The sequence below is a fragment of the Nannocystis pusilla genome (assembly GCF_020073745.1).
In the GTDB taxonomy this organism is placed as follows: domain Bacteria; phylum Myxococcota_A; class Polyangia; order Nannocystales; family Nannocystaceae; genus Nannocystis; species Nannocystis radixulma.
In genome coordinates this window covers 1-23,043 of record NZ_JAIRAU010000045.1, presented here as the reverse complement: position 1 = coordinate 23,043, position 23,043 = coordinate 1, and the positions used below count along the sequence as shown (strand labels likewise).

Annotated in this window: 11 protein-coding genes; 3 read left to right on the top strand and 8 right to left on the bottom strand. The window is 67.2% G+C overall.

What is annotated here, in order from left to right:
- Positions 1-2: 2 nt before the first annotated feature.
- Entirely contained in the window at positions 3-1,712 is a 1,710-nt protein-coding gene (locus K7C98_RS32295) for a serine/threonine protein kinase (RefSeq protein ID WP_224195676.1), read from the top strand.
- A 62-nt stretch (positions 1,713-1,774) separates the two neighbouring features.
- Here the strand turns inward: K7C98_RS32295 and K7C98_RS32290 are convergent, their stop codons facing one another.
- From K7C98_RS32290 to K7C98_RS32270, 5 genes are read right to left on the bottom strand one after another with little or no spacing between them, the layout of a single operon-like run.
- Positions 1,775-7,234 (bottom strand): hypothetical protein, encoded by a 5,460-nt coding sequence (locus K7C98_RS32290; RefSeq protein WP_224195675.1) that lies wholly within the window; start codon positions 7,232-7,234, stop codon positions 1,775-1,777.
- On the bottom strand, positions 7,231-8,838 hold the full coding sequence (gene mads7 / locus K7C98_RS32285; protein ID WP_224195674.1) for a methylation-associated defense system protein MAD7: 1,608 nt from the start codon (positions 8,836-8,838) through the stop codon (positions 7,231-7,233). Before mads7 ends, K7C98_RS32290 begins: the two co-directional genes overlap by 4 nt.
- Positions 8,835-13,004, bottom strand: a complete 4,170-nt coding sequence (gene mads6 / locus K7C98_RS32280; protein ID WP_224195673.1) for a methylation-associated defense system protein kinase MAD6 — start codon at positions 13,002-13,004, stop codon at positions 8,835-8,837. Before mads6 ends, mads7 begins: the two co-directional genes overlap by 4 nt.
- Complete coding sequence (locus K7C98_RS32275; RefSeq protein ID WP_224195672.1) at positions 12,992-14,374, bottom strand: hypothetical protein; 1,383 nt, start codon at positions 14,372-14,374, stop codon at positions 12,992-12,994. Before K7C98_RS32275 ends, mads6 begins: the two co-directional genes overlap by 13 nt.
- Entirely contained in the window at positions 14,371-16,494 is a 2,124-nt protein-coding gene (locus K7C98_RS32270; protein ID WP_224195671.1) for an HsdM family class I SAM-dependent methyltransferase, read from the bottom strand. The genes K7C98_RS32275 and K7C98_RS32270 overlap by 4 nt, the downstream gene beginning before the upstream one ends.
- Before the next feature lie 1,713 nt (positions 16,495-18,207).
- Between K7C98_RS32270 and K7C98_RS32265 the strand changes: the two genes are divergently transcribed.
- A complete protein-coding gene (locus K7C98_RS32265; RefSeq protein WP_224195670.1) occupies positions 18,208-18,507 on the top strand; it encodes a hypothetical protein in 300 nt (99 codons plus the stop codon).
- Positions 18,508-19,171: 664 nt separating this feature from the next.
- Here K7C98_RS32265 and K7C98_RS44075 read toward each other — a convergent pair.
- A complete protein-coding gene (locus K7C98_RS44075) occupies positions 19,172-19,300 on the bottom strand; it encodes a hypothetical protein (RefSeq protein WP_263430019.1) in 129 nt (42 codons plus the stop codon).
- A 153-nt stretch (positions 19,301-19,453) separates the two neighbouring features.
- Here K7C98_RS44075 and K7C98_RS32260 point away from each other — a divergent pair, with 153 nt between their 5' ends.
- Positions 19,454-20,668 carry a hypothetical protein gene (locus K7C98_RS32260; RefSeq protein WP_224195669.1) on the top strand — a complete coding sequence of 405 codons (1,215 nt, stop codon included), beginning with the start codon at positions 19,454-19,456 and terminating at the stop codon, positions 20,666-20,668.
- A 108-nt stretch (positions 20,669-20,776) separates the two neighbouring features.
- On the opposite strand, the gene K7C98_RS32255 is transcribed toward K7C98_RS32260, so the two are convergent.
- Together K7C98_RS32255 and K7C98_RS32250 are read right to left on the bottom strand one after the other, a co-directional pair.
- A complete protein-coding gene (locus K7C98_RS32255) occupies positions 20,777-21,985 on the bottom strand; it encodes an esterase/lipase family protein (protein WP_224195668.1) in 1,209 nt (402 codons plus the stop codon).
- A 46-nt stretch (positions 21,986-22,031) separates the two neighbouring features.
- Positions 22,032-23,043: fibro-slime domain-containing protein (locus K7C98_RS32250; RefSeq protein WP_224195667.1), on the bottom strand; the 1,012-nt coding region annotated here is incomplete at its 5' end.

The window sequence follows — 23,043 nt, the reverse complement described above, 5'->3', positions numbered from 1 at the left end:
CGATGCCCGCGATCTGGCACCCGCCACGGCTCGCGCCCGACCCCGAGCTGATCCCGTTCGACATCCCCGAAGACGGGCTCGCCTACAACTACAGCAACACGGTCCTCGACGGCCGTTACCAACTCGACAAGCCGATCGGCCCCGGCGGCACCTCGACCGTCTACAGCGGCAAGGATCTGCGCACCGGCGCCAGGATCGCCGTCAAGATCCTCAACGCCGACATGCACGAGCACCTCCTCGGCTTCTTCGGCCAGGAGGGCAGGGTCGCGGCCCGCCACACGTGCCCCCACCTCGTCCAGGCGATCGACTTCGGCAAGCACGAGGACTGCGCCTTCACCGTCTTCAAGTTCGTCGACGGCATCTCCCTCTTCAACCTCGGCCGCGACAACCCGCTGCCGTGGCGCCGGGTCGCGCGGCTAGCGATCCAGATCCTCGCGGCCCTTGACGCTCTCCACACCAGCGGCATCGTCCACTGCGACTTGCACCCCTCGAACATCCTCGTCCAGCGCGACCTCGAGGGCCTCGACTTCGCCGTCGTGATCGACGTCGGCTTCGCCTTCGTGATCCCGCCGAAGCGGATCACAGGCTCGCCCGAGCCGAGCAAGTACATCTTCGGCATGTGCCGCTACATCGCCCCCGAGCGCCGGGCCGGCGACGCCCCCGGCCCGCGCTCCGACCTCTACTCGGTCGGCGTGCTTCTCTGGGAGCTGCTCACCGCCCAGACCCTCCCCGAGTACGAGCTCGACCCCGGCCTGGCGATCCCCCCGGTCCGCACGATCGCCCCCGGCCTCGACATCCCCGAGGCGCTCGACGCGATCGTCATGCGGGCGCTCAGCGACGTCGAGTACCGCTTCCGCGACGCGCAAGAGATGGCCCAGGCGCTACGCGACGTCCTCGATTACGTCTCACCGCCCGTGCTCACTGCGCCCGTCCTGACGGCTGCACCTGCTGCGGTTGTGGCAACCCTCCCTGCGCCAGCGTCAACGACACCGCCCGTCCTCACTGCGCACGTCTCGCCAGTCGCGGCCGCTGCGGCCGTGGCCACCCTGCCTGAAGTGACCTTCGCGGCCGACACCGCACCGCCGGCGTCGACGACTTCGCCGAGGCCGGCGTCCCCGTCGTCACTCGCGTCGCCTGCCTCGGCCGGGGTGACGCCTTCGTCGTCGCCACTCGTTGCCCCGACCACGATCCAGCTTGCGGCCTCCGCACCGTCCGCGCTCCTCACGCGCAAGGGTCTGAGCGCCTTGTTGTCGGTCGCGTTTGCCAGCGGATCGGCCGTTGGTGTCATGGCCGGGCAAGTCGCCATGACCGCCGAAGCGAACACCGACACCGGCCGGCGACACATCGACCTGGACGACGACCTCCTCGAGCGCGCGTCCACTCCCAGTTTGCCGTCCCGTCACGTGCCCCTCGTTGCGCCACCGCCTCCGACCACGGATCAGGCATCGAGCGCTGTCCCGAAGCCCCGCAGCGCTGTCCTGCGCTCCTCCGAGCCCCCAGCACACGTCTCCCGAGCTCGGAAGGGGATTCTCGCCTGCAACCCACCCAGGGCCCAGTTGACGGCGATCGTCGTCATCGAGCGCGCGTCTGACGGGAGGCTGAGCGTCCGCTTCGATGGGCGCGAGCCCCTGGGAGCCCTCGGCGACTGTGCCCTCAAGGTTGCACAATCGCTGAGCCTTCGCGCCGATCAACCCTTGCGGTTCAAGCTGTAAAAATCTGCACGCGATCACGCCGCTGGAGTGGCCGACGACGAGCGGCCAGCTCGCCTCCCGGATCACCGAGTGGTCGCCCCATCGACTGCCGTCTTGGTCCCGCCGCCGTGCTGGGTGAATCGCGGCCGGATCGCGATCTTCTGCGGTCTGAGGGTGAACCGCTTGTCGGTGCTTCGCTGCGCCCACACGAGCGCCTCCCCCGGCTGGAGCGAAGTGACGGCACCGTCCTGTACATCGTCGAGGGCGACGATCGCGCTGCGGAGGTGCTTCAGCCACTGGGGCGAGGTCATGCGGTGGAGCACGAGGATCGAGGTCAGCTCGATGATCGCGCGGGGCACCGACAAGGGGTCCTGGCTAGCGATGACGACGCTCGTGGCCCAATGGCGCATCTCGCGGATCATCGCCACGACCTCGTTGATCAGGCCGCTCTCGCTGATGTACTTGTGGGCCTCGTCGAACACCATCAATTTGTTGAACAGTGTGCCGTTCTCCTCGGCCTGCGCGAGCGTATTCATGATCACCAGGAACAGGCCGAGCGCTTGGTCCTTCTCCATCCACTCGTCGCGCATGTCGACGATGAGGGTCCGACCGGGCCGGAGCAGATCCCGCAGGCGCACTGAGTCGTCGATGAAGCGGCGGGCAAGGCGCAGGCGGATGTTAGCGAAGCGGAGGTCGCTTTTGGAGAAGTCGGACTCCTCAATCTCTTTCTCCAGGTCGGCCAGAGTCAGGTCGTTACCGTAGGACTGCATGATGTCCACAATCTGTCGGACGTAGAGCGACGAGTTGCCGACCGCGCCCATCAGGAACTTCCAGCTCTCCGCGCCGAGCTCCGAGGAGCTGAACTTGATTGGCTCGACCCGCACGCCTGGGTACTCCCGACGCCGCCTCTCCACCTTGGCCTCCGGCGCGAGCAGCACCACGTCGCCCAGGCCCTTCGGCCGCGCCCCGTACTCGACGAGCAGCCGGTCCACCTCGGAAGTCTTGCGGTTCGGCTCGACAGCCGTGACGTACTCGGGTTCGTAGGAGTCGCTCTTGTGGAAGTGGAAGATTACGGTGGCAAGCGGCGACGGCAGCACGTTCACGCCGGGGTTCACCACTGACGCCATCTCGGCGATCACGCCGAGCGTGTAGCTCTTGCCGAAGCCCTGCACGCCGAACAACGAGATCGTGTTGCAGCCATTGAGGTCGATGGCGACGGCCTGAGACCCGGAGCGACCGAGCACGCCATACTGTGGGGTTACCTCGGTGGAACCGATGAGCACGTCAGGCACGACCACCGGCGTCGCTCCCGTGACAGGCTGTGAGCCTTCAGGGATGACGGGGCGGGTGGAACGGATGGGCTCCTCATGCGGAAGCTCGGCCCTCACATCGGCGACGGGGGTGGCCGGATGGCCCTTCGGCTCGGGGCGCGGAACTGGCGCCGACGCGTCCGCGCGGTTCCCGGCGGCGTCACGCGGCGCCTCGGGAGACAGTCTCGTTGTCCCCGCTAGGGGCACCGAGATGGCGCTACGCAGCGCGTCCAGCAAGCGATCCTCGCCGGGGGCCTCGGCGAGCTCGACAATGCCGCGCTCGGTAAACAGGGGGGCGTCCGACTCCATGTCACTGCGCGTTGATGCGCGCTCGCTGTACCGCCCCATCGCCATGTGGAACAGCTTGCGGGCTTTGTTTGCTCCAAAACGCTGCACCGCGAAACCGGGCTCGTCCTCGTCGATGTGGTGGCCAGAGCCCCGGCGCTCGAACACGATGCCCATGCGCTGCACGTCGAGGCGGTAGCCGTCGTCGAGTCGTTCGACGACGGAGAGCGCGGCGTCGCCGTCGGAGGGCGCGAGCAGCCGGTAGCGAACGGCTCGACGGACGTAGAAGGCCAGGACACCGGCCAGTTCCTTGGCGCGCAAGGCCAGGTCGGCACGCGGGAGCGAGTAAAGGTCGGGGTCGAACAGCGCCCGTAGGCGAGTTTCCGTGGTGTCGGTTTGCTCCCGCATGGAGCGATAGAGCGGGCCGCGTGCGGCAGGAGGCAGGTCATCTCGAAGCTTCACCTCGATCACGTCCATGCGGATCACCCCGTTACCGGGGAAGCCCACCAGCAACAGATCTGCCCGCCGCTGCGGTCCGGGCCCCTGGAACCAGGAGCGGTGTGCGTCGAGTGGAATGACGATCCGATTCTCCAGCGCGCCGATCTCCTCCATCAGCCAGCGCGCGAACAGCAACCCCACCACCTCCTTCGCGCGGGTGGTCGAGCCCTCCAGGCGCAGCGCGAGCCGGCCCGACAGTGAGCGAAGGCCCTCCAGCACCATCACCTCGTCCCCCGCGCGGAGATGGATGCCGTAGCCCTGGAGCATCGGAGACAGGACGCCCTCGATCTCCGCCGTGTTCCGCGTCGTCAGGACGATCCGCTGCCGTTCTTCCTGCAAGAACTCGGGCGCGAAGTCGAGCAGGTACCCAGCCTCCTCGCCGGCCGATGGAGTGTCGAAGAAATCCACGCCGAGGTGGCGGTCGATGGTGATCACCCGGTCACTCACGTCGTGGACTTGCCGGATGAGTCCTTGGGTCTCGGCGTCGAGTTGGAGCGCGAGAACCGGCGCGACTCCCGGATCTACCGGCTGCCCCAACGCGACCGCCGCTTGGAGCCGATGGGTCGCAGCCAGAGCCTCGGCGAGCTGCCGCTCCATCGGCTCAGGGTTGGTCCGGGTTCCCGGGCGAACGCCCTTCGACCAGCCGGTGACCTGCTTCGGCTGCCCCTCGGGTGTTTCGAGCGGGACGGTTTCGGGCTCCTGCACAAGACCACCGACATATGACCCGCGCCGGAAGTGGCTCAGCGGGCCGACTCGCCCTTGCGCGGTGAACTGCTCGACGAGTATCGACAGGTGGGCGGGGAACCGGGTGTGGTCCGCCACGAAGTCGGCCACGTCGTTACGGGCGACAAGCAATTTCGGGTGCAGATGGTTGCCACTGTAGAGCGCAAACTCGTCGTCCTCGCCGACGTGCCGCTCCGGGTCCAGCAGGCCCTCCACGGCCTCGCCCACAGTGTCGAGTTGGCTGGGCGGCGCGAACAGGTGGACGGCGTAGCGCAGAGATGATGGAGACTCGGCGCTGCGGCGCAGGGCCTCCACGCCGCGAAGGACGTCGGCGATCAGCTCACCGTTGCCTGGGTTGAACACGTTGAGCCGGAGCTGTTCGACGTAGGGGTGCTGGATAACGAACTCGAACAGCCGCGCCGCGACATCGTCCGGATTGACCGTGGTGACGGCGACCGACCGAGCCTTCACCCCCATGCTGGCGAGCGCCCGGTCACGGGCAGCAGTCGCATCCACGTGCCGACCGTCGTGATCGCGATCGGGCAAGTAGAGGCCCCAAAACGGCGTGATGGGGAGGGCCTCGGTGTACGCTCGGCCGCGGCGGTCGAACATCGCCATCGGCAGGTTCAGCGGCAGCAGGTCGTCGCGGATCTGCTCGATGAAGCGCCGCCACTCCGGTACTTGATGAGTACGGGTATCCCAGGCCGCGATCGCCGCGGCGCACTCGGATGTGTGCCGAAGGTGCCAGAGCAGCCGAAGGGGATGGGTCGGCGCGAGCAGAAGCCCACGCCCGGGATCGCCGGGCTGCGCGGGCCAGCGGATTTCCACGGTGTCGAGCCACGCGATTGAGCGCAGGAGTGCGGTGCGCTGGACGGGTTCCAGCTCGATTGAGCCCCGTACCAGGTCGGTGAACGCCTCGGCGTAAGCCCGGATCGCATCGGCGTGCGGCACGAGATCCACAACCTCGACGATCCCTAGGCGGGCGCCCCGCTCCTCTGGCATCGCGCCCGGGGGAAGGTGCTGCTCTCGGATGCGCCGGAATACCTCGTCCCGTGCAGCGAGGAAGGGGTCAATTCCAGGGATGGCGTCGAGGTTGGCGTGTTCCTTCCGCACCAGCTCCACGTCGCCCGGTGTGCGAGCCTTTCCGAGGACCATCTGGTAGACGCCGAGCGCTCGCGGGCTGCACAGGAATTCGACCTCGACCTTCCGCAGTAGTCCTGGAACGACGACAGCGAAGCCGTGGAAGCCGTCTGTCTCCAGGTCGAATCGCACGTCGCCCTTCACCGACGCGCCGACAGGCTGGTTCCACGAACCCTTGAGGTCGTGGCGGGTTGGCACCGGCTCGCGCGACTTGCCGTCGAGGGCTTTGAGCGCGCCACGCAGCCAGGCGGCGAGCAGCGATGGCACGAAGATCGTGCGAACGTCCGGGTCGTCGATGACGACGTCCTCCCGGACCACCAGGAAGGGCTCGGATTCGTTCTCGGCGCGGGATGTGTCGTCTTTCGGGTCGATCCGACGCGGGGTCGTCAGCAGTGCGCCGTCACCGTCGTAGGCGTCGACGCGCAGGAAGTAGGTGCCCTCGTCCAAGCTCTCCAGGTCCTTGGTCTTGATCGACCGCCGAACCTTCGCCAGCCGGCCACCAGCGGGCTTCGGGTAACTGTTGCTCTCCCAGGCGACGGTCGCGCCCCCATCTCCGATGGCGAGAATCTGCACGCGCCAGCTCTTCCACGCGGGGGCTTGCGAGGGGTTCGGCACGGAGCGGAACACGACTTTCAGCGGATCGCGTCCAGTGACGTTCAACACCGGCATTCGGTCGGCCCCGGACACCTCGTCCGCCTGCTGGCGGGGCAGGTTGAGGGGGTCGAGAATGAGCCGCAGCTCTCCGTCCGTCTCGGCGTCGGCGAACTCCCAGCGGTCGAAGGAAAGGTGACGGGCGGTTGGATCGCAGGCGACAACCTGCCCCCATACACGAGGCTCCTCGGTGTGCCGCAGCCGGAAGAAGTGAAAGAGGGGCTGCTGGAGCGTGTCCGGCTTCAGGTTGAGCGCGCGGAGTCGCTTCTGGAGCGACTGGTTCACGTCGGCCAGCTTCTCGCACGCCTTCTGGTTCCGGCTTACCCGGTTGAGCGTCGTCCCGGCTCCTCGCGTGAACAGCTCGAAGTCGGGTACGAGCCCGAAGAGGTAGACGGCAGCTCCGGCAGCTTCGGAGGTGCCACCGTTCTTGAGGACCGTGAGCAGGTAGTTGACCTGCTCGTCGGGATGTCGGATCTGGCGCACCTCCGCGAGGTGCTTCGCTACTTCGCGAACGTTACCGCGCAACGGCTCCGCGAGGCGCTCCGAGAGCACGTCGGCAAGGTGCTGCGCCATCGAAGCCAGCGACAGCTCGGTGAAGGTCGCGATGTCGAGCGAGTCCTCAGACGCGGTGCGTGGCCCCGGCGGGAAGAACACGAGGACCGGCACGTCAGAGTGGTCGCGGAATCGAATGATCGTCGCTGCTGTCGCCTCATGAGCGGCTGTGGGGTGTTCGCTCAGGACGCACACTCGCCAGCGTGCGTCCTTCAGGGCGATCGCCAGGCGGGTCATGACGGGCTCGGGCAGCGTCGTCACCCGAAGGCGGTGACCAGGGCCGGCTTGCTTCAGCACCTCGCGCAGGCGGGGGGCGAGCTGTTCCGCAAGGGCGTCGTGGTGGTCGTCGGCCGAGGCCGGCACGATGGGCTTGAGGTCGGTCACGACGCACTCTCCTCCGCGCGGAGCTCGTAGCGGGGCCGGATGGTCTGCGCGTTGTAGGCGTCCGACAGATCGTCGTAGAAGCCGATCTCCCGCAGTCGATCCTTGAAGGCACGCACGTTCTCGCGGAACGCGCGGTGCTCGTCGAGGGACACTGGTTTACGACCGGCCGGAGTCACGCCGGGTGCGATGACGAAGCCGTAGCGTCGTTCCACCCAGGTCAGGAAGTCCTCGACAAGGATCGGCTCGGTCTCGAACTGCCGACCCGTGGGCGTGTCCTTCGCCTTGAGCACGGCGAGCTGGACGAGGACTTCCAGTGTGCGCCCGCCCAGGTGCCACCGGCGCGGGTTGGCGCGCGACTTGCCCTGTACGAGCGCGCCGAACGGCGAGTTCTTCTGGAACAGCTTGTCGATCATCTGGACCAGGTACTTGATGTGGTGAGCCTGGCGGACGTGGGTGACGAGCTCGATCAGCGTGTCGAACGACGACATGCCTGCGTCGAAGATGGCTTGCACCTCCGGGGGCAGGCTCTCGTCCTCCTCGTTGAGGTTACGGATCTGCTTGAGCACGGCTTTGAAGTCCGCCTCGAATGCCGGGGTCGGATTTGCAAGCAGAGATGGCGCGTCGAAGGGGTCATCTGTGATGCGCTCCTCGCGTGCATAGCGGAGAAGCTGGTTCATCGAGAACACAGCTTTGATGAGATCGCCGAGGCGAGCGTACTCGGACGCTGCGTCCTCCTGCGCGAGCTGGGCCATGCGGCTCCGGTAGTCGCCGCCCATGTCAGTCGTGAACGTCACCGGGTACGGGCACTCGGCGAACGGATCCGCCTTGTTGCCGTATACGGGGCACGAACGGCAGGTTGGGTGTGACCCGCAGTCCTTGATCCAGCCGGAGAGCTGGCGACCGAGCCGTAGCGTATAGATGCCCAGGTGAAGGCCAAGGATCGTCCGTAGGTAGTCGATCATCACCGGGCGGGGCACGTCCTTGTAGGACAGGATGCGCTCGATGTCGTCGCAGAGCACGCGCGACTGCCCCCGACACAGGGGTGGGTACGGCGTGATCTTCTCTCCGGATGGGAAGGTGTCGGTGATTTTTTCGACGAGCTTGAGAACGGCCAGTGTCTCCAGGTCCAGCTTCGCGCCAGGCTGGTAGCTACGCCCCTGCTCCAAGTACGCCTTCAACTCCTTGTGGGCGCGGCCCTCGCCGTGCTCCAGCATGGCGTAGAGCGCGTCGGCGAAGTTGTAGTCGCGACAGTGCTTCGCAACGCGGATCTTGTGGGCGTCGAGGTGAAGCGGTCGCAGGGACGCAATCGCCTCGGTGGGACGTCCCCGGTTCACGAGGTCGAACACGTCCGTCTCGAGCCACTGGCGGGCGATCTCCTCGTTCTCCGTGAAGCCGGAGACGCCGGGAAGCGTGGCCAGGCGCTTGAAGTGAACATCGACCTTCTCGAACTCCTTCTTCTGCCGGCCGGTGGTCGCCGGCCGCATTCCGTTCGTCTTGAGCCAGAGGAACAAGACGACCAGCACGCGGTCGAGGTCCACGTTCTTCGGATCGGCGTAGAAGATCCGGGGGTTGCGGAACTCCTGGTCCTGCTTGCGGAGCTTCATGCGCCCTCCATCGCGGCCTCGACATCGATGCCGTGTCGTACCAGCGTCAGCCGAATGCCCTCGGGCCGCCCTTCGGCAGACACCTCGTAGAACTGCTCGTCATCCGCCGACAACAGCACCCGGTCGAAGGTGGTAGCGATCAGCTCGTGACGGAAGATCAGCAAGTTCACGAACAAGCCCTGGAGGTCGTTCGCCGTCGGACGGTAGCCGTGACGGATAAGCTCCATCATCTCCAGTAGGTCCAGGGAGATGCGGAGCCGCGCTGGACCGTTCACGGCCGCCAGTTCCACGGCGTCGGGCGCGAACTCCAGGAAATCCTCGTGCGCCGGCAGTGCGACCTCGATCCGGAAGTCGTCCTTGGGGAACAGGCGGTAGGAGCGGATGACGGCGTCCTTGACCCGCGAAACCTTGAGCGCGAGGTAGTTACGCCGCAGTTTCGGGTTCCGTACGCCTTCGGCCACGCTCACGGCCTCCACGACGCGATCGCGCAGGTCGAGGCGGGCGCGCTCCCGGTCGTCGTCGTTGGTCGCGTTAATAACGGCTTCGAGGAGCGCGACCGAGGTGTAGGGCAGCATTTCCCGCCAGCCGTTGTCGCGGCGCTCGAAGTAGGACCAACGTCGCAGCACGGCGGCGAGCTTCCGCCGGGCTTCTACGACGCTCGGGACAGGCACGTCGTCGATGGGCCGGGGGACCTCGGCGGCGTACCGACGCACCTGGGCCGCAGCGACCGGCGAGCGGTCGTCGAAGGTCATCCAGGGCACCGCGCTGTCCAGGTCGTGATTGAGGTTACGGTCGAGAGTGGGGTGGTTCACCCTGCCCACGTCGGTCTCGCGGAGCCGTCGCACGAGGCGATCGACGGCGCGCTCTGGTCCATCTACATGGACCGGCAGGCTAGCGCCCGCGTCCGGGTCCGCGAACGCCTCGGTGTAGTAGAGTGCGACCAGTGTGCTTGGCCCATCCTGGCCGGCGCGAGCGAGCAGCGCCTTCACGTCTTCGCACCCGTGGTCACGTAGCAGAAGCCACGACAGTGCAGAGCGCAGATCGCGCATGGTAACGTGTGCTCTGCGCCGAAGGTGGACGACCTCGAAGAGACGACGCACACGCTCCCGCACCGCCGGACCAGAGTTGCTGTCCCGCAGCGTGTTCGCGTTGTGCAGCAACGGGCACGATTCACTCACCGAACACGAGGAGCAGGGGGCCCACAATGCCGCCTGGAGGAGTTGCATGAGCTGGCGCTCGACGAGCGAAGCCGCGCCCCCGGCCGTCACGGCGCGGAGGTTGAGGTTGACGAGCAACGCCCCCTCCGGTCCCGGATTTCCGTCGAGCGCGTCGTTCACGAAGCGCCGGAGGCCGTCGTAGGCCGTGGCACGGGGCCCGTGGGCGAGGAAGTCCAGCAGGCGGCCCTCGTTGATGGCGATCAGCCGGACTTGAGAGCCCGACAGCCCGCTCATCTCCTCGCCCTCAAAGGGCTTGAGGAAAGCGTCGAGCACAGCATCGTTCGAACGATCCTCCTCGTCCTGCGAGCCGTCGTAGTTCGTCTCGTAGTTGCGTCCCTCCCATGTCCACCTCGAGCCGTTCTTGCTCGGCAACCGGGTCACCTTCGCGCCGTTCTGCTCGAACAGGCTCTCAACCTGCTGGAGGAAGGCGGTCTTGCCGTCGCCTGCGTTGCCAGTCACGATCACGAGCCGGTAGCGGCCGGTTGTGATCTGCGGGGCGAGCTTGTTGTCCAGGCCGGTCTTGACGTAGGTGAGTCGCGCAATGTCGTCGAGGCCCCGCGTGCCGGTGTTCGAGCGCCGCGCCTGGCTGTAGAGCGTCAGCATCCGGGTGACGTAGGGGTTGTAATCGGTGCGGCCGATCTCTTCGGGGGCGAGATGGATGCCCGGAAACCCGTCGGTCGGGAGAGGGGGCGGCGTGGCCGGCGCGAGCATGGCGGGCACCGCTAGGAGCGCCGCCTTCATCTCGGCGGCGGACTGGAACCGGGCTTCTGCCCGCGGCTGCACCGCCTTGAGCAGGAAGGCAACGATCTCATCCGACAACTGCACCCCTACGACGAGCTGGCGCGGGTCGAAGGGCTGCCCGCGATCGGGCCGGTCGTGCGGGAACGGGTGCCGGTGAACGATCAGCTCGTAGAGCACGATGCCGAGAGAGAACAGGTCGGCGTGGGCGCCCCAGCCGGCGGTCATCACGTCGGGTGCCCAATACCGGCGCGTCCCGGCCTTGCCTTTCGCCTCGCTCGCCTTCGCCGCGATGTTGAAGTCGATGAGCTTCGGCCGGTGCGAAGGAAGCTCGAGCATGATGTTCGCGGGCTTGATATCGCGGTGGTAGACGCCGCGCTTGTGCAGCGCCTCCAGGGCGTCCAGCAGCTCGCTGCCGATCCGTCTCACGTCCGCCCACGCCAGGCGGCGCTCGTCAGCGCAGTAGGGCTCCAGGGTCTCGCCCTTGACGTACTCCGAGACGATGTAGGGGTGGCCGAACGGTGGCCCCAGCCGGTCCATCCAGACGATCTCGACGATGTTGGGATGGTTGCGGGGTAGGTGCGGCTGCACTTCGTTGAACTCGTGCAGGGCGAGATCCGCGTTGTCGGCGTCCACCAACACCTTCATGGCGTAGGTCCGCTGGTGGTCGAAGTTGAATACCCGGTAGACCTTGGCGAACGTGCCCCTGCCGATCTCCTCGTCGAGCCGCCACTTCCCGTCGAGCACCACGCCCACCTTGAGCTCGGTCGGGGCCGGCGCGGGGGGCTGCGACGGCTCCTTGCGGCCGAGTCCGGTCGTGATGCCGAGCACGCTCCGCAAACGCGATAGCGCCTCTGCGGCAGTCGGACGACTCTTGAAGTCGTCAATGCGGAGAAGGTCGAGCACCAACTGGTCGATGCTCGTGTCCACGCCGGCCCGGACTTCGGACGGAAGCTTCTTCGGGCAGCCACCCGCCGCCCGCGCCTCCTCCGGTCCAGTGAACGGCACCTCGTCGGCGAGAAGCTGGTAGAGCAGGACCCCGAACGAGTACATGTCCGAAGTGGTGTCGAAGTCGTAGTTCGACACGTCGGCGAGCTCGGGCGGCAGATATGGCCTCTCGACGCGGCTCTCGGTGTCCGCGAACACGGTGCGGCTGGCGTCAATCCAGGCCCGGTCGAAGTCGGTCAGGCGCGGCTTGCGGTCGAAGCCGACGAGGACCGTGGAAGGGCAGACGTTGCGGTGAACGACCTCCGCGGCGTGGACGGCCTCGAGCGCGGCGGTGACGCCCTCCGCGATCTCCAGGCGCTCCCGAATCGTGAGTCGGTCGCGCTCCGGGTTGGTGAAAAAACCGTGGAGCGTGCCGTACTCGGACCACTCCGTGACCTCGACGAACTCGTGGTCCTCGTCCGAGTAAGAGAAGTCGAGCACCGGTAGCAGGTTCGGGTGCCGACCGATACGGGCCACCGCCTCGGTGGGCCGGCGGACGACCGCCTTGCGCTGCTCGACCTCCTCGTGGCTGCCGCTCGGGTCGATCTTCCAGGTACGAATTCGGTAGCGGGTGGTATCGCCCTCGATGTAGGCCCGCTTGGCGAGGTACATCGCCTCATCGTTCGAGAGGTGCAAGGTCTCCACGATCTCGTAGCTACCGACACGCCGACGCCGCTGGCGCTGACGGGCCGCCCACTTGCCCTGGAGGGCCTCCTCCAGCGCGGGAAACAGCGGCACGAGCTCCTCGCCTCGTCGGTGGGACGGCACGTTGCGCTCGTCCTGCAGCCAGGCGGCGAGGTCGCACAGGTTCACCACCGAGCCGTTCCAACCACCACCGATCTGGATAGTTGTGTTGTCAGGAACCACGAGCACGGGGACCGCGGCGGCGTGGCTCCCGAGCGCGCCGAGCTCGGTCTTGAGGACCTTGCACTTGTGGTTGACCGTCGTCATCGGGCAACGCTTCGGCGTGTAGTTGAGCAGCCACTCCTGGTCGTCGCCGGTGAGCCTGCCGTACCACTCCTTCGCCTCGATCACGAACAACGCGTGCCTGGCGAGGAGCACGATGTCGTACTCCAGCGCATCGCGGCCCCGCTGCTTGAGCTGGAAGTTCGGCGCGAGGCCCCAGGCGCGCGGCAGGGCCTTGCGAAGGGTCTCCAGCACCAACGCCTCAAACGGGCCGACAGGGCCGTTGCCGCCGGACGGAGTGTAAATCAGGCGAGCCATTGGGGAAGGACCTCCTCCTCGATGATGCGGATGGCTTCGGCCTCGGCGTCGTCTGCCTCGTCTCGGGATGCGAACGCCGACTGGACCAGCTCGCTCACGCTGCGACCGAGCGCACCATTCAGTTCAGGCAGCGGTAGGTTCGCAAGGAGGTCCGTCCTCATGCTCAACAACTTGGTGCCGACTGCCGTGCTGCGCAGAAGTCGAAAACCCACAGTCGTTGTGAGGAACGCATACAACGCCTCAGCGAACGGCTCCCGGGGAATGATGCGAAGAAGGTGTTGAGTGAACGCGACGCCCAACAATTTCTCCGTGACAAACAATGCCCGTCCGAAGATTTCACCTTCCCCGAGTGTACCTTGTGCGCCCACCAGGATGGTGCCGGGCCGAACGAACAGCTTCTCCGCTGGCACGTCGGGCGTCACGATACGTCGAGGTACCGGCCGGATCAGCAGTGCGTCTCGCTGGGACATTAGCTCGACGCCGTGTGGAGCCGCACAGTCGATCCTTGCAAATCTTTGACCGTTGAAAATACCGTTCGGCTCTGCAAAATCTCTGAGGCGGCCTTCCCAACGGTCAGCCAGGAAACGAAGCGCGCCACCAGTGGAGGCGAACGTCCAGGCACACAGAGAAGGAAACGGCCCCCGCCACTCGATCGTCCTCCGAGACCGCTCTCCACACATCAGAGTTGCCTCTTGCATGTCTGGAAGGCGCTCAATCTTAGCGCGAGCCAGCAACAGCCGTTGGAAGAATGTCTCCCGAAGCGATGAGCAACGTCTGATCAGGCCGGCCACGCGCTTGATCGTGGATAGCGGCGCGACCGGAACCGGAAGTGATTGAAGTAGCTCGCTTCGAAACCTTAGGATTTTCGTTCCGTAGCTTGTCGAGCGAATCGCCTGGACCCCCGTCGGACTGGCCAGCCATGCGTAGGCGAACAGCGAGAAGTCGTCGTCGGGGTCTTCGAACACGAGGGTCATCGAGTCGGGGCCGACGTACTTCCCAGCGAGGCGGTCGTCCGCGAGGATGGCCCGGCCATAGAGCTCATTCTCGCCGAGCGTTCCCGCGCCCGCAATCAACACCTGACCACGCTTGACGAGATGCTCGTCGGGCTCGTGCAGCGAGTCGCTACGGATCACGCGACCACGCGGTTCGGCGGCGAACATGTCGCTCTGCGACAGCAGCTCGATGCCGTGGTCGGAGTGGCAGTCGAGGCGGGTGAACACCGTGCCGTAGGCGGGACCGAACGACTTGACGATCTGCCGCAGCGGGCGAGCCGAGCTGGAACCCGCGCGCCGGATGCGCTCGACAGCCGGCGAGTAGTTCAGCGCCCGAAGCGCTCGGGAGCGGGGTTCCTCGACGACGAATGCCCTCATGTAAACCGCCCCTCGGCAACTAGCCGACGGTACTCTTTGGCGATGAGCGGCAGGTCGTCGTCGAGTATTTTCTGGTTCTTCCTGGGCCGTGTACCGTTGTGAACAACGCCGTCACGTTCCCACCGGTCAGGCTCCTTCACGTCGCGGAGGTTCAGAGAGCCGTCTGGTAGCCGCTGCCACGTCTTCTCACCGCGCCGTCCATGTCCACAGGTCTCGGCGATCGCCATGAACACCGGGCGTTGCTTCGGCCCGTCCGCGCCAACCAAGCGCATCTCGGATGGTGCGCGGCGGCGGACGAACACGCAGCTCGCCTGCACCGAAACCTGGGGCAGGAAGGTCTCGGCGGGCAGGTCCACGCTAGCGAGCAGCTCCCCATGCTGAAGCAGCCACCACCGCACGAATTCCATCTGCTCGCCGGGGTTGCCGAGGATGCCATTCGGCAGCACAAGCGCCATGACACCAGTGCCGGGTTTGAGGAACTTCAGGCACGCCTCGATGAACAGCACCTCGGGGGCGACCTTCTTCTGGAGCGGGCCTCGAGACCACCCTCTCGCCGATCGCTTCCAGACATGGCCCAGATCGTGGTGTGAAAGCACCTCCGGGTCCTCAACCGGGATTTTCGCGCCGAACGGTGGGTTGGTAAACACGTAGTCGAACTGACCGTGCGCCTTGCCGGGGCCTACGCCGAGCTCGCGCTCCAGCAGTTCCATCTCGGGCGTCCGGTAGCGCGACTTGCCGACACTCTCCGACGCGCCATAGACGCCATATTCCAGGCTGTTGAAGTTGAAGATATGGCCGTGCCCGTCGCCATTCATCACCATGTTCATGCGGGCAGCCTTGCGGAGGTCGCTGTCCACGTCGATGCCGAACAGGCTGGTCTCGGCGTACTTGCGGATCTGCGGCGTTGCCCGCTTAATCTCGCTCTGCACTGGGTCGTCGGGGAACGGGCATCCCTGCTTCGCCAGGATCCGACGGCGCGCATGATTCAGCGCGACGATGAGGAAGCCGCCGCTGCCACAAGCCGGGTCGAGGACACGCTTGCCAGCCTGCGGCTCCACCATCTCCACCATCATACGAATGACGTTTCGGGGCGTGAAGAACTGGCCCTTCTTCTGCTTCAGCGTGTGCGAGGTGATCGCCTCGAAGGCCATGCCCTTGGCGTCGGTGTCGGTAGAGAGCAGGTCAAAGCGCGCGAGCTGCGCGGCAACGTAGGCCAGCGCCCGCTCGTTCATCTCCAAACGCTCGTTGCCGTCGAACACATCGCTGACCTTTTCCTTCACGAGCTTGAACAGCCGCTCGATGCGTTTTGCGATGCGCGTCTGCCCCTCGGGAGAGTTCCGCTCCGTGGCGCCGACGAAGAACAGGTTCTTAGTCTGCTCCTCGTCCAAAATCTTGGCAAAGATCAAGTAGAGGAGCTGCCAAAATGCTTTCTCGTCACGCAGACCGTGCGTCGAGAGGTAGTCGTGACAGTGCGTGAACGCGCGCAGCAGCGAGTCACCTGCCGCCACCCGGAGGGCTCGGCGGTTGGGGTCGTTGAGGTCGGCCAGCGTTTCGTGGGGAGCGGGGAAGTCGTTGAGCTCGGCGGAGACCGGGAAGCCGGTGGCGGGGTCGTAGGTCCTCATGCGGAAGGTGAGGTCCTTGCCGTTGGTCCACGCGCCGTAGACCTCCGGCCGTTCCTCGCTGAGGTTCGAGAGCACCAGGTCGAGCTGGCCCACCGCCGCGTCCGAGACCTTCGCGTTTGCCTTCGCAATCACCACCACGCGGATGATGTTGTCCACTTCGTGCGGCTTGCCGTGCTCGTACACCGCGATGCCGACCGTGACGGTCTTCTTCTTCCCCGCGGCGTCCTGGCAAGCGATACGCACGTCGCGCTTCATGTCAGCCAGCTCGACCTGGTACTCACGGTGAAGCTGCTCGACGAAGCTCTGGAGTACGCGCTCCTCGGGCTTGTCGGGCTTGAACTCGCCTGTCAGGGCGCAAACCAGGGTGTCCTGCGGGATCGGCTCGTCGCCGCTATCGTCCCCTTCGCCCTCAGCAGGGTCTATGTCGTACCTCTCGGCAGGTGCCTCGGCGGAATGCTCAGGCTGTTCATCGTCGTTGGGCTTGCGCTTACGCGCCATCGGGGTGCTCCTGAGGCCGGGCCTTGCAGCGGTGCCGTGGGTTGGTGCCCCGAGCGGGGAGAGGACGTTGTGGGGGCCATGCTCGGGGACGCTTCGGGAGGGTAACACAGACGCGCCGGCGTTTTGCGGACGGGACGCCGTAGATGGCGATCGGGACGCAAGGGTTCCTACGCGCCGGAGGCGGCGCTGCTCGGATGGACGGCGGCGTGACCGCCTCGCGTCGCCGCCCGAACTCCTCCGCGCCTGGACCACCCCTCGCCCGCGGCTGCGGGGTGGCGGCCATCGTGCCGCGGTTCGCACAGCCGAGAGGGCGGACTGCGCCAGGGGTCATGTACTGTCGGCCGGTTTACACCCCGCGCCAGTCTTTAGCTGATCGTAGTGACCACCACGTAGGCCACTGGACACCGTTGTACATGTCCGAATGGCCATGTACAGGCCGAGCAATCGAGCCCCCAGGGCAAACGGGGACGCGTGGATCTGGCTGACGTAGAATTCGCCGTCGAAGCCTTCTGCCGCCGCTCAAAGAGGTCGATCGATCGTGAACCTGAGCCCGCTGCCCGTCGACCTGGTACGGCCCGCACTCGTCGATGCACAGCCATGCACTCTCACCGGCGTGTGCGAGCCGCAAGGATCTAATGGGCGAAGGGTCGGGACGTCGTGGTCGGCGAGGACGACGACGACGGCGACGGCGCCTCGGGCTGGGGCGCCCTCGACGATGACCGGACGCGCCGAGGCTCGTCCGCAAGGAGGCGCTGCCTCCGTGCATACTGCCGGGGCGGCTCAAGCGGCCCGAGCTGATCGGCGAGGGCGGGATGGGCATGGTTTTCCGCGGCCACCCCCTGCCCCTGACGTCGCGCTGCGCTGCCGCCGCCCTCCGCACCGACGCGCCCGTCGCTGGTCGGCGCGGTGAAGCGTCAGCTCGAGGCGCTGCGCCGACTGATGGACGCCCACGAGGCCGAGCTCGACTTCGCCTCGCGCAAGCCGAAGCCGAACTCGCCGCACCGTTAGCGTTCCCGGCCGATCCTCGTCGTCGTGCGTTCGCCGACCGAGGAGGCGACACCGCCGGGCCCAGACGAGCAACCCCTCACCCGGCGCCGATGGACGCGGTCGAAGCCGAGGCGCACACGGAGCGGCCGCAGGTTGTCGAGGAGGATACGACCCCGCCGAGCCGTCGCTCATCGATCCCGTGAGCCGCACCGAGGGGCCGATCGCGCTCGGGCCCGCGACGCCCCTGAAGCGGACCGTCACCAGCAGCCCGAGGGCACGCCGGCAAAGCGAAGCTGACCGAAGGAACAGCCGCCCGCCGCTCTGCCGTCTTCGGCGCGATGAAGAGGTCGCCGAGGCGCTTGGGCTCGTCGCCGACTTGGGGGTGAACCCGGACGGAGCGCGCGCTCCCGTAGGACACGGGACCCAGAAGCTCGACTACGCCGCCACGCCGCGCTCATCCCCTCCGCATGGTCGATCCGCCGGTCAAACTCCCACCTTCGAGGTGCGCGCCCCCGATACCCTTGGAGCCGTACGGGGACTCGATTTCGAAGTCGGACCGATTAGGCGATGGTCCGAGGTCGGCCCCATGGCCGTCGATTCTCGGTAGGGTCCGTACACCTGCGACGAGTTATGCGCGGTAGTGAGATCTCCCCCGGCGGGTCAAACTTGGTTCAACTTTGGTACGAATTCTCGATCGAGTCGCTCGAAGTGCCGCAAACGCGAGAAATGAGCCCCTCTGCGGCCCATATAGCCGACATCGACAATGACGGCTCGGCGGAGATCGTGGTCGTGTCGTGCCAGTTCGGCGGGACGCCGTCGCCGACGGTGCAGGTGATCCGCGACAAGGAAGACCGGTGGATCCAGGCGCGACGGATCTGGAACCAGCACACCTATCACGTGACGAACGTGCGCGAAGACGGCACGATCCCGCAGTTCGAGCCGCCGTCGTGGAAGAACCTCAACACCTACCGCACGAACTCGCAGATCGAGAACGGCGGGCTGTGCAAGCCGCCGATCCCGGGGTGAGGCGGGCGACTTTGCGGCCGCACCAGCGCGGGTTGTGCCGATCGCGGTCGGATCGGCGGGCGGGTCGGACGTGGTAGTGCGAGCTTCGATGCGAGCCATGATCATCGCGTTGCTGTTGCTCGGCTGTGGCTCGCGCCCGCAGGGCGCCCCGCGGAGGCCCGCCAGCATGGTGGCGCCAGCGCCCGCGCCCGCGTCGCGCACGCCCGACGAGCTGTGCCGCGCGGAGGGCTTTGACTTCGCGTACGTGGCAGCGGAAGGCGTCGTGGCGTGCGGCTCCGGTCCGGGGACGCCGTGTGACAGGACGCGGATGCAATATTGCGAGGGGCGGAACCTCCATGTGTGCGAGCGGGGCCGGATGGTGGCCGTCGACTGCCGCGAGGCGTGCCGGTACCACGGACTGACTCCGCGGGAGCTCCACGACGACGGCACGTGCGCGGAGCGAGAGGGGCAGCCGACGTGCCTGTGCTGCGACGGCGGTGAGCCGGGCTGCGCGGACGAGCCGGCGCGGTGGCGGTGAGGCCCGGTGCCGCTGAGCCCATCTGCGGCGCCGAGGTGACGGACGCTTTCCCGGGCGGCCGATCAGGCGCCCGGCGACCACGACCTCGCGGTACTTGGCGACGGCGCAGCGGGACTCCGCGACCATCGGTCAAGAGCTCGAAACCGCTCATCTGGAACACCATTCCACGTCGACCCGGATCAGGACCAGCAGTGAGCATGCGGGCTCGTCCACGGAGGCGAGCGGCGCGGTCTCGGCGACCGGCGAGGGCGCGAGCACGGGGGATGCGTCGAGCACGGGCGAGGACGCTCGGTCGAACGCCAACGGTCGAGCGGAAGCGGGACGATCGAGAATTTCGAGGCCGGTGCAATTGAATCTCCGTCTGCAGCGATTTAGCCGTGGAGCGCCCCGCCGCGCTCGACCCAACAACCATTACGAAACGAATCCACCATGAAGACCAAGGCATTCAGCCTCGCCCTCCTGTCCGCGCTCTCGCTCGCAGCCCCTGGCGACGCGTTCGCCGGCGCCGGCGACATCAACGTCGACGACACCCTGAACGATGGAGCGCTCGGCTCTTCGCGTCTGGCCGGGACCGAAATCTGCATTACCCCCGGCAGCGCCTGTTACCGCAACGCCGTCGTGGGCTTTCGGACCAGCTCCGGGGATCTCAAGTTGACGCGGTACGACGCCACCAGCATCGTCACGACCGGGATCGAGCGACCCGTGAGCAATACGGCGGGTCCCATCTCGAGCACCAGCCAGCTCGCGATGACCAGCCTCCCCCCGCCCACGGCGGTCGATCCCACGTACTACGTCGTATCGGCCTTCAAAGACGGGGGCGGCGACTTGATGCTCATCGTCTGGGAGCCCCAGACCCTGGCTCGGCTGGGTGACAACGTGCTCAGCGGGTTCCCTGGCGCCGCGATCAGCGAAGTCGCCGTCACCCAGGTGTCGTTTGATACCAGCCACCCCGACTCCTCCGACCGGGTCGTCACCGCGGTTCGCACCGCGGGGGGGAGCCTGCAGCTCACATCGTGGGACATCGTCGACCTCCCCGGAACCAGCGACGTGGAGGTCGTCGAGCTGGACACGATCACGTTCGGCAACGCCTCCCAGATCGACATCGACTCGATCGGCAGCACCATCGATCAGTCGGTCGTGGTCGCGTTTCGCAACAACAGCGGGAACCTGCAGCTCAAGACGCTCGCCATCGACGCCGCCGGAGACTTCACGGAGCTGGACAACTACACCAGCGGCCCGGCCAGCCGCGTGAAGATCCGCGAGTGGGGCGACGGAGCGGTGACCGCCATCCGCGATGAGGACGACGACCTGCTCGTCACCCGCTGGGACATCGACGGCGCCGGCAACATCTCGTGGCAGGGCAACAGCGGCAGTCAGGCCGGCTTCGCTCAGGAGATCTCCCTGTCCAAGTTCGGCGAAATCTACACCGCCGTCCGCACGTCCTCCGGAGACATGATGGTCATCGAGTGGAGCGTCACCACCGGCAGCCCCATGCGCATCAACGACAGCGGCGGCGACGGCGACGGCCTCACATCCGGCGCCGACATCTTCGTCACCGGCAACTTCGGCGGGGCCGGAGGCCACTCCTTGACGGTGGGCCGCCTGGCCGACGGCGGCCTCCAGGGCCGCCTTTGGACGCACTGACCTGCTGCGCGGGCGGTCTGGAGGATCATCCCCTCGACGACCTCGCCGCGGCGCGCGAGGACGGCAGGTGTCATCGACACCGGTGCCGGGGGCGGTCGGAACGCCATCTCAGCGAGCGAGCGTCGCCTCGAGGTACGCGAAGACTCGCGGATGGTTGAGCAGGTGGACGTGATGCAGTCCGTCGAAGCGCACGCGACGGATCCGCGGTCCACCCCGGAGCGTCGCGCTGCCGAGGCGCACCAGCCCGTCTCCGAGCGCCCAGCCGAGCACCGGACCGGCTCCTCGGAGCGTGCCGGCGATGAGATGATACCGCGCTCCCGCCGGCGGCGTCTCATCGTCTTCCTCGCCGTCGTCGCGCACGGCGCCGCGCCGCAGATCCTTGATCCCGGCGCTGCGCACCTCGAGCACCCGGGCGAGTGGCGCCGTGATCGGGACCGCCGCCAGGACCGCGGCCGCGGCCGCCCCGAGCTTCTCCAGCGGCGCCCCGCGGTGCGGCGAACCGAGGCACACGACGTCGCGCACCCGCCCGGACCAGATGTCCCTCACAGCATGTCCGTAAAGACATGCACTTCGAACCACCAGGCCGCCCATGCTGTGGCCGATCAGCGTGAGCTCGCGTAGGTCCCCCGGGTACTCCGCCAGCAGGGCGCGCAGCAGCGCCGCCAGGGCGCGCCCGTTCTCGGCGATCCGCAGCCCGCTGTTGTAGCGGACGTGGAGCACCGTGAATCCGTGGCGCTCGGCGAGCAGCGCGCCGTAGCTGACGCCGTCGCGGCCCCACGCCCGCGCCGAGGCGAGCTCCCAGCTCGACTCGTCGGCCGCGAGCCCGTGTACGAACAGAATCACCCGCTCGCTCGCCCGCTCCAGGGCCGCCGCCAGGGCCTCGCGCGCGAGCGGCAGCGTCGCGCCGCGGTGCCGCAGCTGCATCGTGATGTGCATCGGATTGGCGTCGCGGACCAGGCGATCGCCGACGACTCCGTGCAGCACCCCGACGAGCGGGCCGGGCAACGCCCTCGGAGGGGTGAGGAGCGGCCCGCCGCGCTCGAGTGCGGCGTCGAGCGCCTTGAAGACCAGCCGGCTACTGCCGCGCACGCAGGCGTAGACCGCGTCGCACACGCCGGCGTGCAGCTGCTCCGCGGCCGCCGCGACCGGCACGGGCGCGAGCAGACGACCCGCGGTGTCGGCGATCGTCCGGTGCATGTCCTGCGCGACGCCGGCGCCGCCGTCGACGGTCGCGCCGACGAGGCGCAGCACCCCGCGCAGCTGCGACAGCCGTTCGCGGGCGAGCTCCGCCTCGTCGCCGTGCGCCTCGTCTTCCATCTGTCGATGAGGTCGCACGCGCCCGGCCGTCGGTCAAGTCCTTGGGTCACATCGGCACGAAGCAGGCGATGGTGGTGTCGATGCGGAAGTTCGACTGGTCGGTGTGGCGCTCGGCGTGGAAGATGTCCATCGAGTAGGACATGCCCGGGGTGATGCCGAGGTAGGCGGCGCTGTCGTCGAGGTTCACGGAGTCGGTGAGCTGCGGGTGGAGGCCGCCGAGGTCGAGCGCGAGCTTGCCGTTGATGAACACCCAGACGTCGTCGTCGCCGATGAACGTGAACACCTCGCCGCCGTTATAGGCGAAGGTCGTGTGGATCTCGGTGGTGAAGGCGAAGTTGTTGGGCTGGCCCTCGTTGCCGAAGCCGAGGCCGTCGATGGGGAAGAAGGTGTTGTCGGCGAATTGATAGAGGCCGGGCATGACCTCGGTGAGCGGGAGGTCGACCTGGAAGGTGTGATTGACGCCGGGGACGTCGTTGTACCACTGGGCGAACGCGTCGGGCCCGCTGGTCTGCGGGGTCGGGCCGGGGTGGGCGTAGACCGGCTTGTCGTCGAGGCCGAGGTTTTCCTCGACGAGGCCCTTGTAGGCGTTGTTGCCGCTGTAGTTCTCGAAGTCGGGGTGGGCGAAGGCGAAGTCGCGGATGGTCGCCTTGAGCACGCTGCCGCACGGGAGGTCGCCGGTGGTGGTGTCGGGCTCGCCGGTGGTGGTGTCGGGCTCGCCGGTGGTGCTGCTCGTGTCGGTCATCCCGGTGTCGTCGACGCCCATCGTCGTGGTGTCGCCGGTGGTGGTGGTGTCGCTGTCGCTGGTGGTCGTGGTGGTTTCGGGACCGGTCTCGGTGGTCGGCTCGCTCGTGGTGCTCGTCGCCGTCATGCCGGTGGTGGTCGTGGTGTCGTCGGTGTCGCTCGCGCCGGAGTTGCTGCCGTTCGAGGTCGTCGGCACGGTGGTGTCGCTCTCGCTGGCGCCGCCGGTCGGATCGCCGGCGGTGCTGCCGTCGGTCGTGTCGGTCGTGCTCGCCTGCGTGTCGGTGTTGCCGGCGCCGGCGGTGTCGTCGCCCGAGTTG

Bases quoted from the DNA above. Each gene is read 5' to 3' on its own strand.
- K7C98_RS32295 (WP_224195676.1), top strand. From the start codon at position 3: ATGCCCGCGATCTGGCACCCGCCACGGCTCGCGCCCGACCCCGAGCTG.
- mads7 (WP_224195674.1), bottom strand. From the start codon at position 8,838: ATGAAGCTCCGCAAGCAGGACCAGGAGTTCCGCAACCCCCGGATCTTC.
- mads6 (WP_224195673.1), bottom strand. From the start codon at position 13,004: ATGGCTCGCCTGATTTACACTCCGTCCGGCGGCAACGGCCCTGTCGGC.
- K7C98_RS32275 (WP_224195672.1), bottom strand. From the start codon at position 14,374: ATGAGGGCATTCGTCGTCGAGGAACCCCGCTCCCGAGCGCTTCGGGCG.
- K7C98_RS32270 (WP_224195671.1), bottom strand. From the start codon at position 16,494: ATGGCGCGTAAGCGCAAGCCCAACGACGATGAACAGCCTGAGCATTCC.
- K7C98_RS32265 (WP_224195670.1), top strand. From the start codon at position 18,208: ATGAGCCCCTCTGCGGCCCATATAGCCGACATCGACAATGACGGCTCG.
- K7C98_RS32260 (WP_224195669.1), top strand. From the start codon at position 19,454: ATGAAGACCAAGGCATTCAGCCTCGCCCTCCTGTCCGCGCTCTCGCTC.
- K7C98_RS32255 (WP_224195668.1), bottom strand. From the start codon at position 21,985: ATGGAAGACGAGGCGCACGGCGACGAGGCGGAGCTCGCCCGCGAACGG.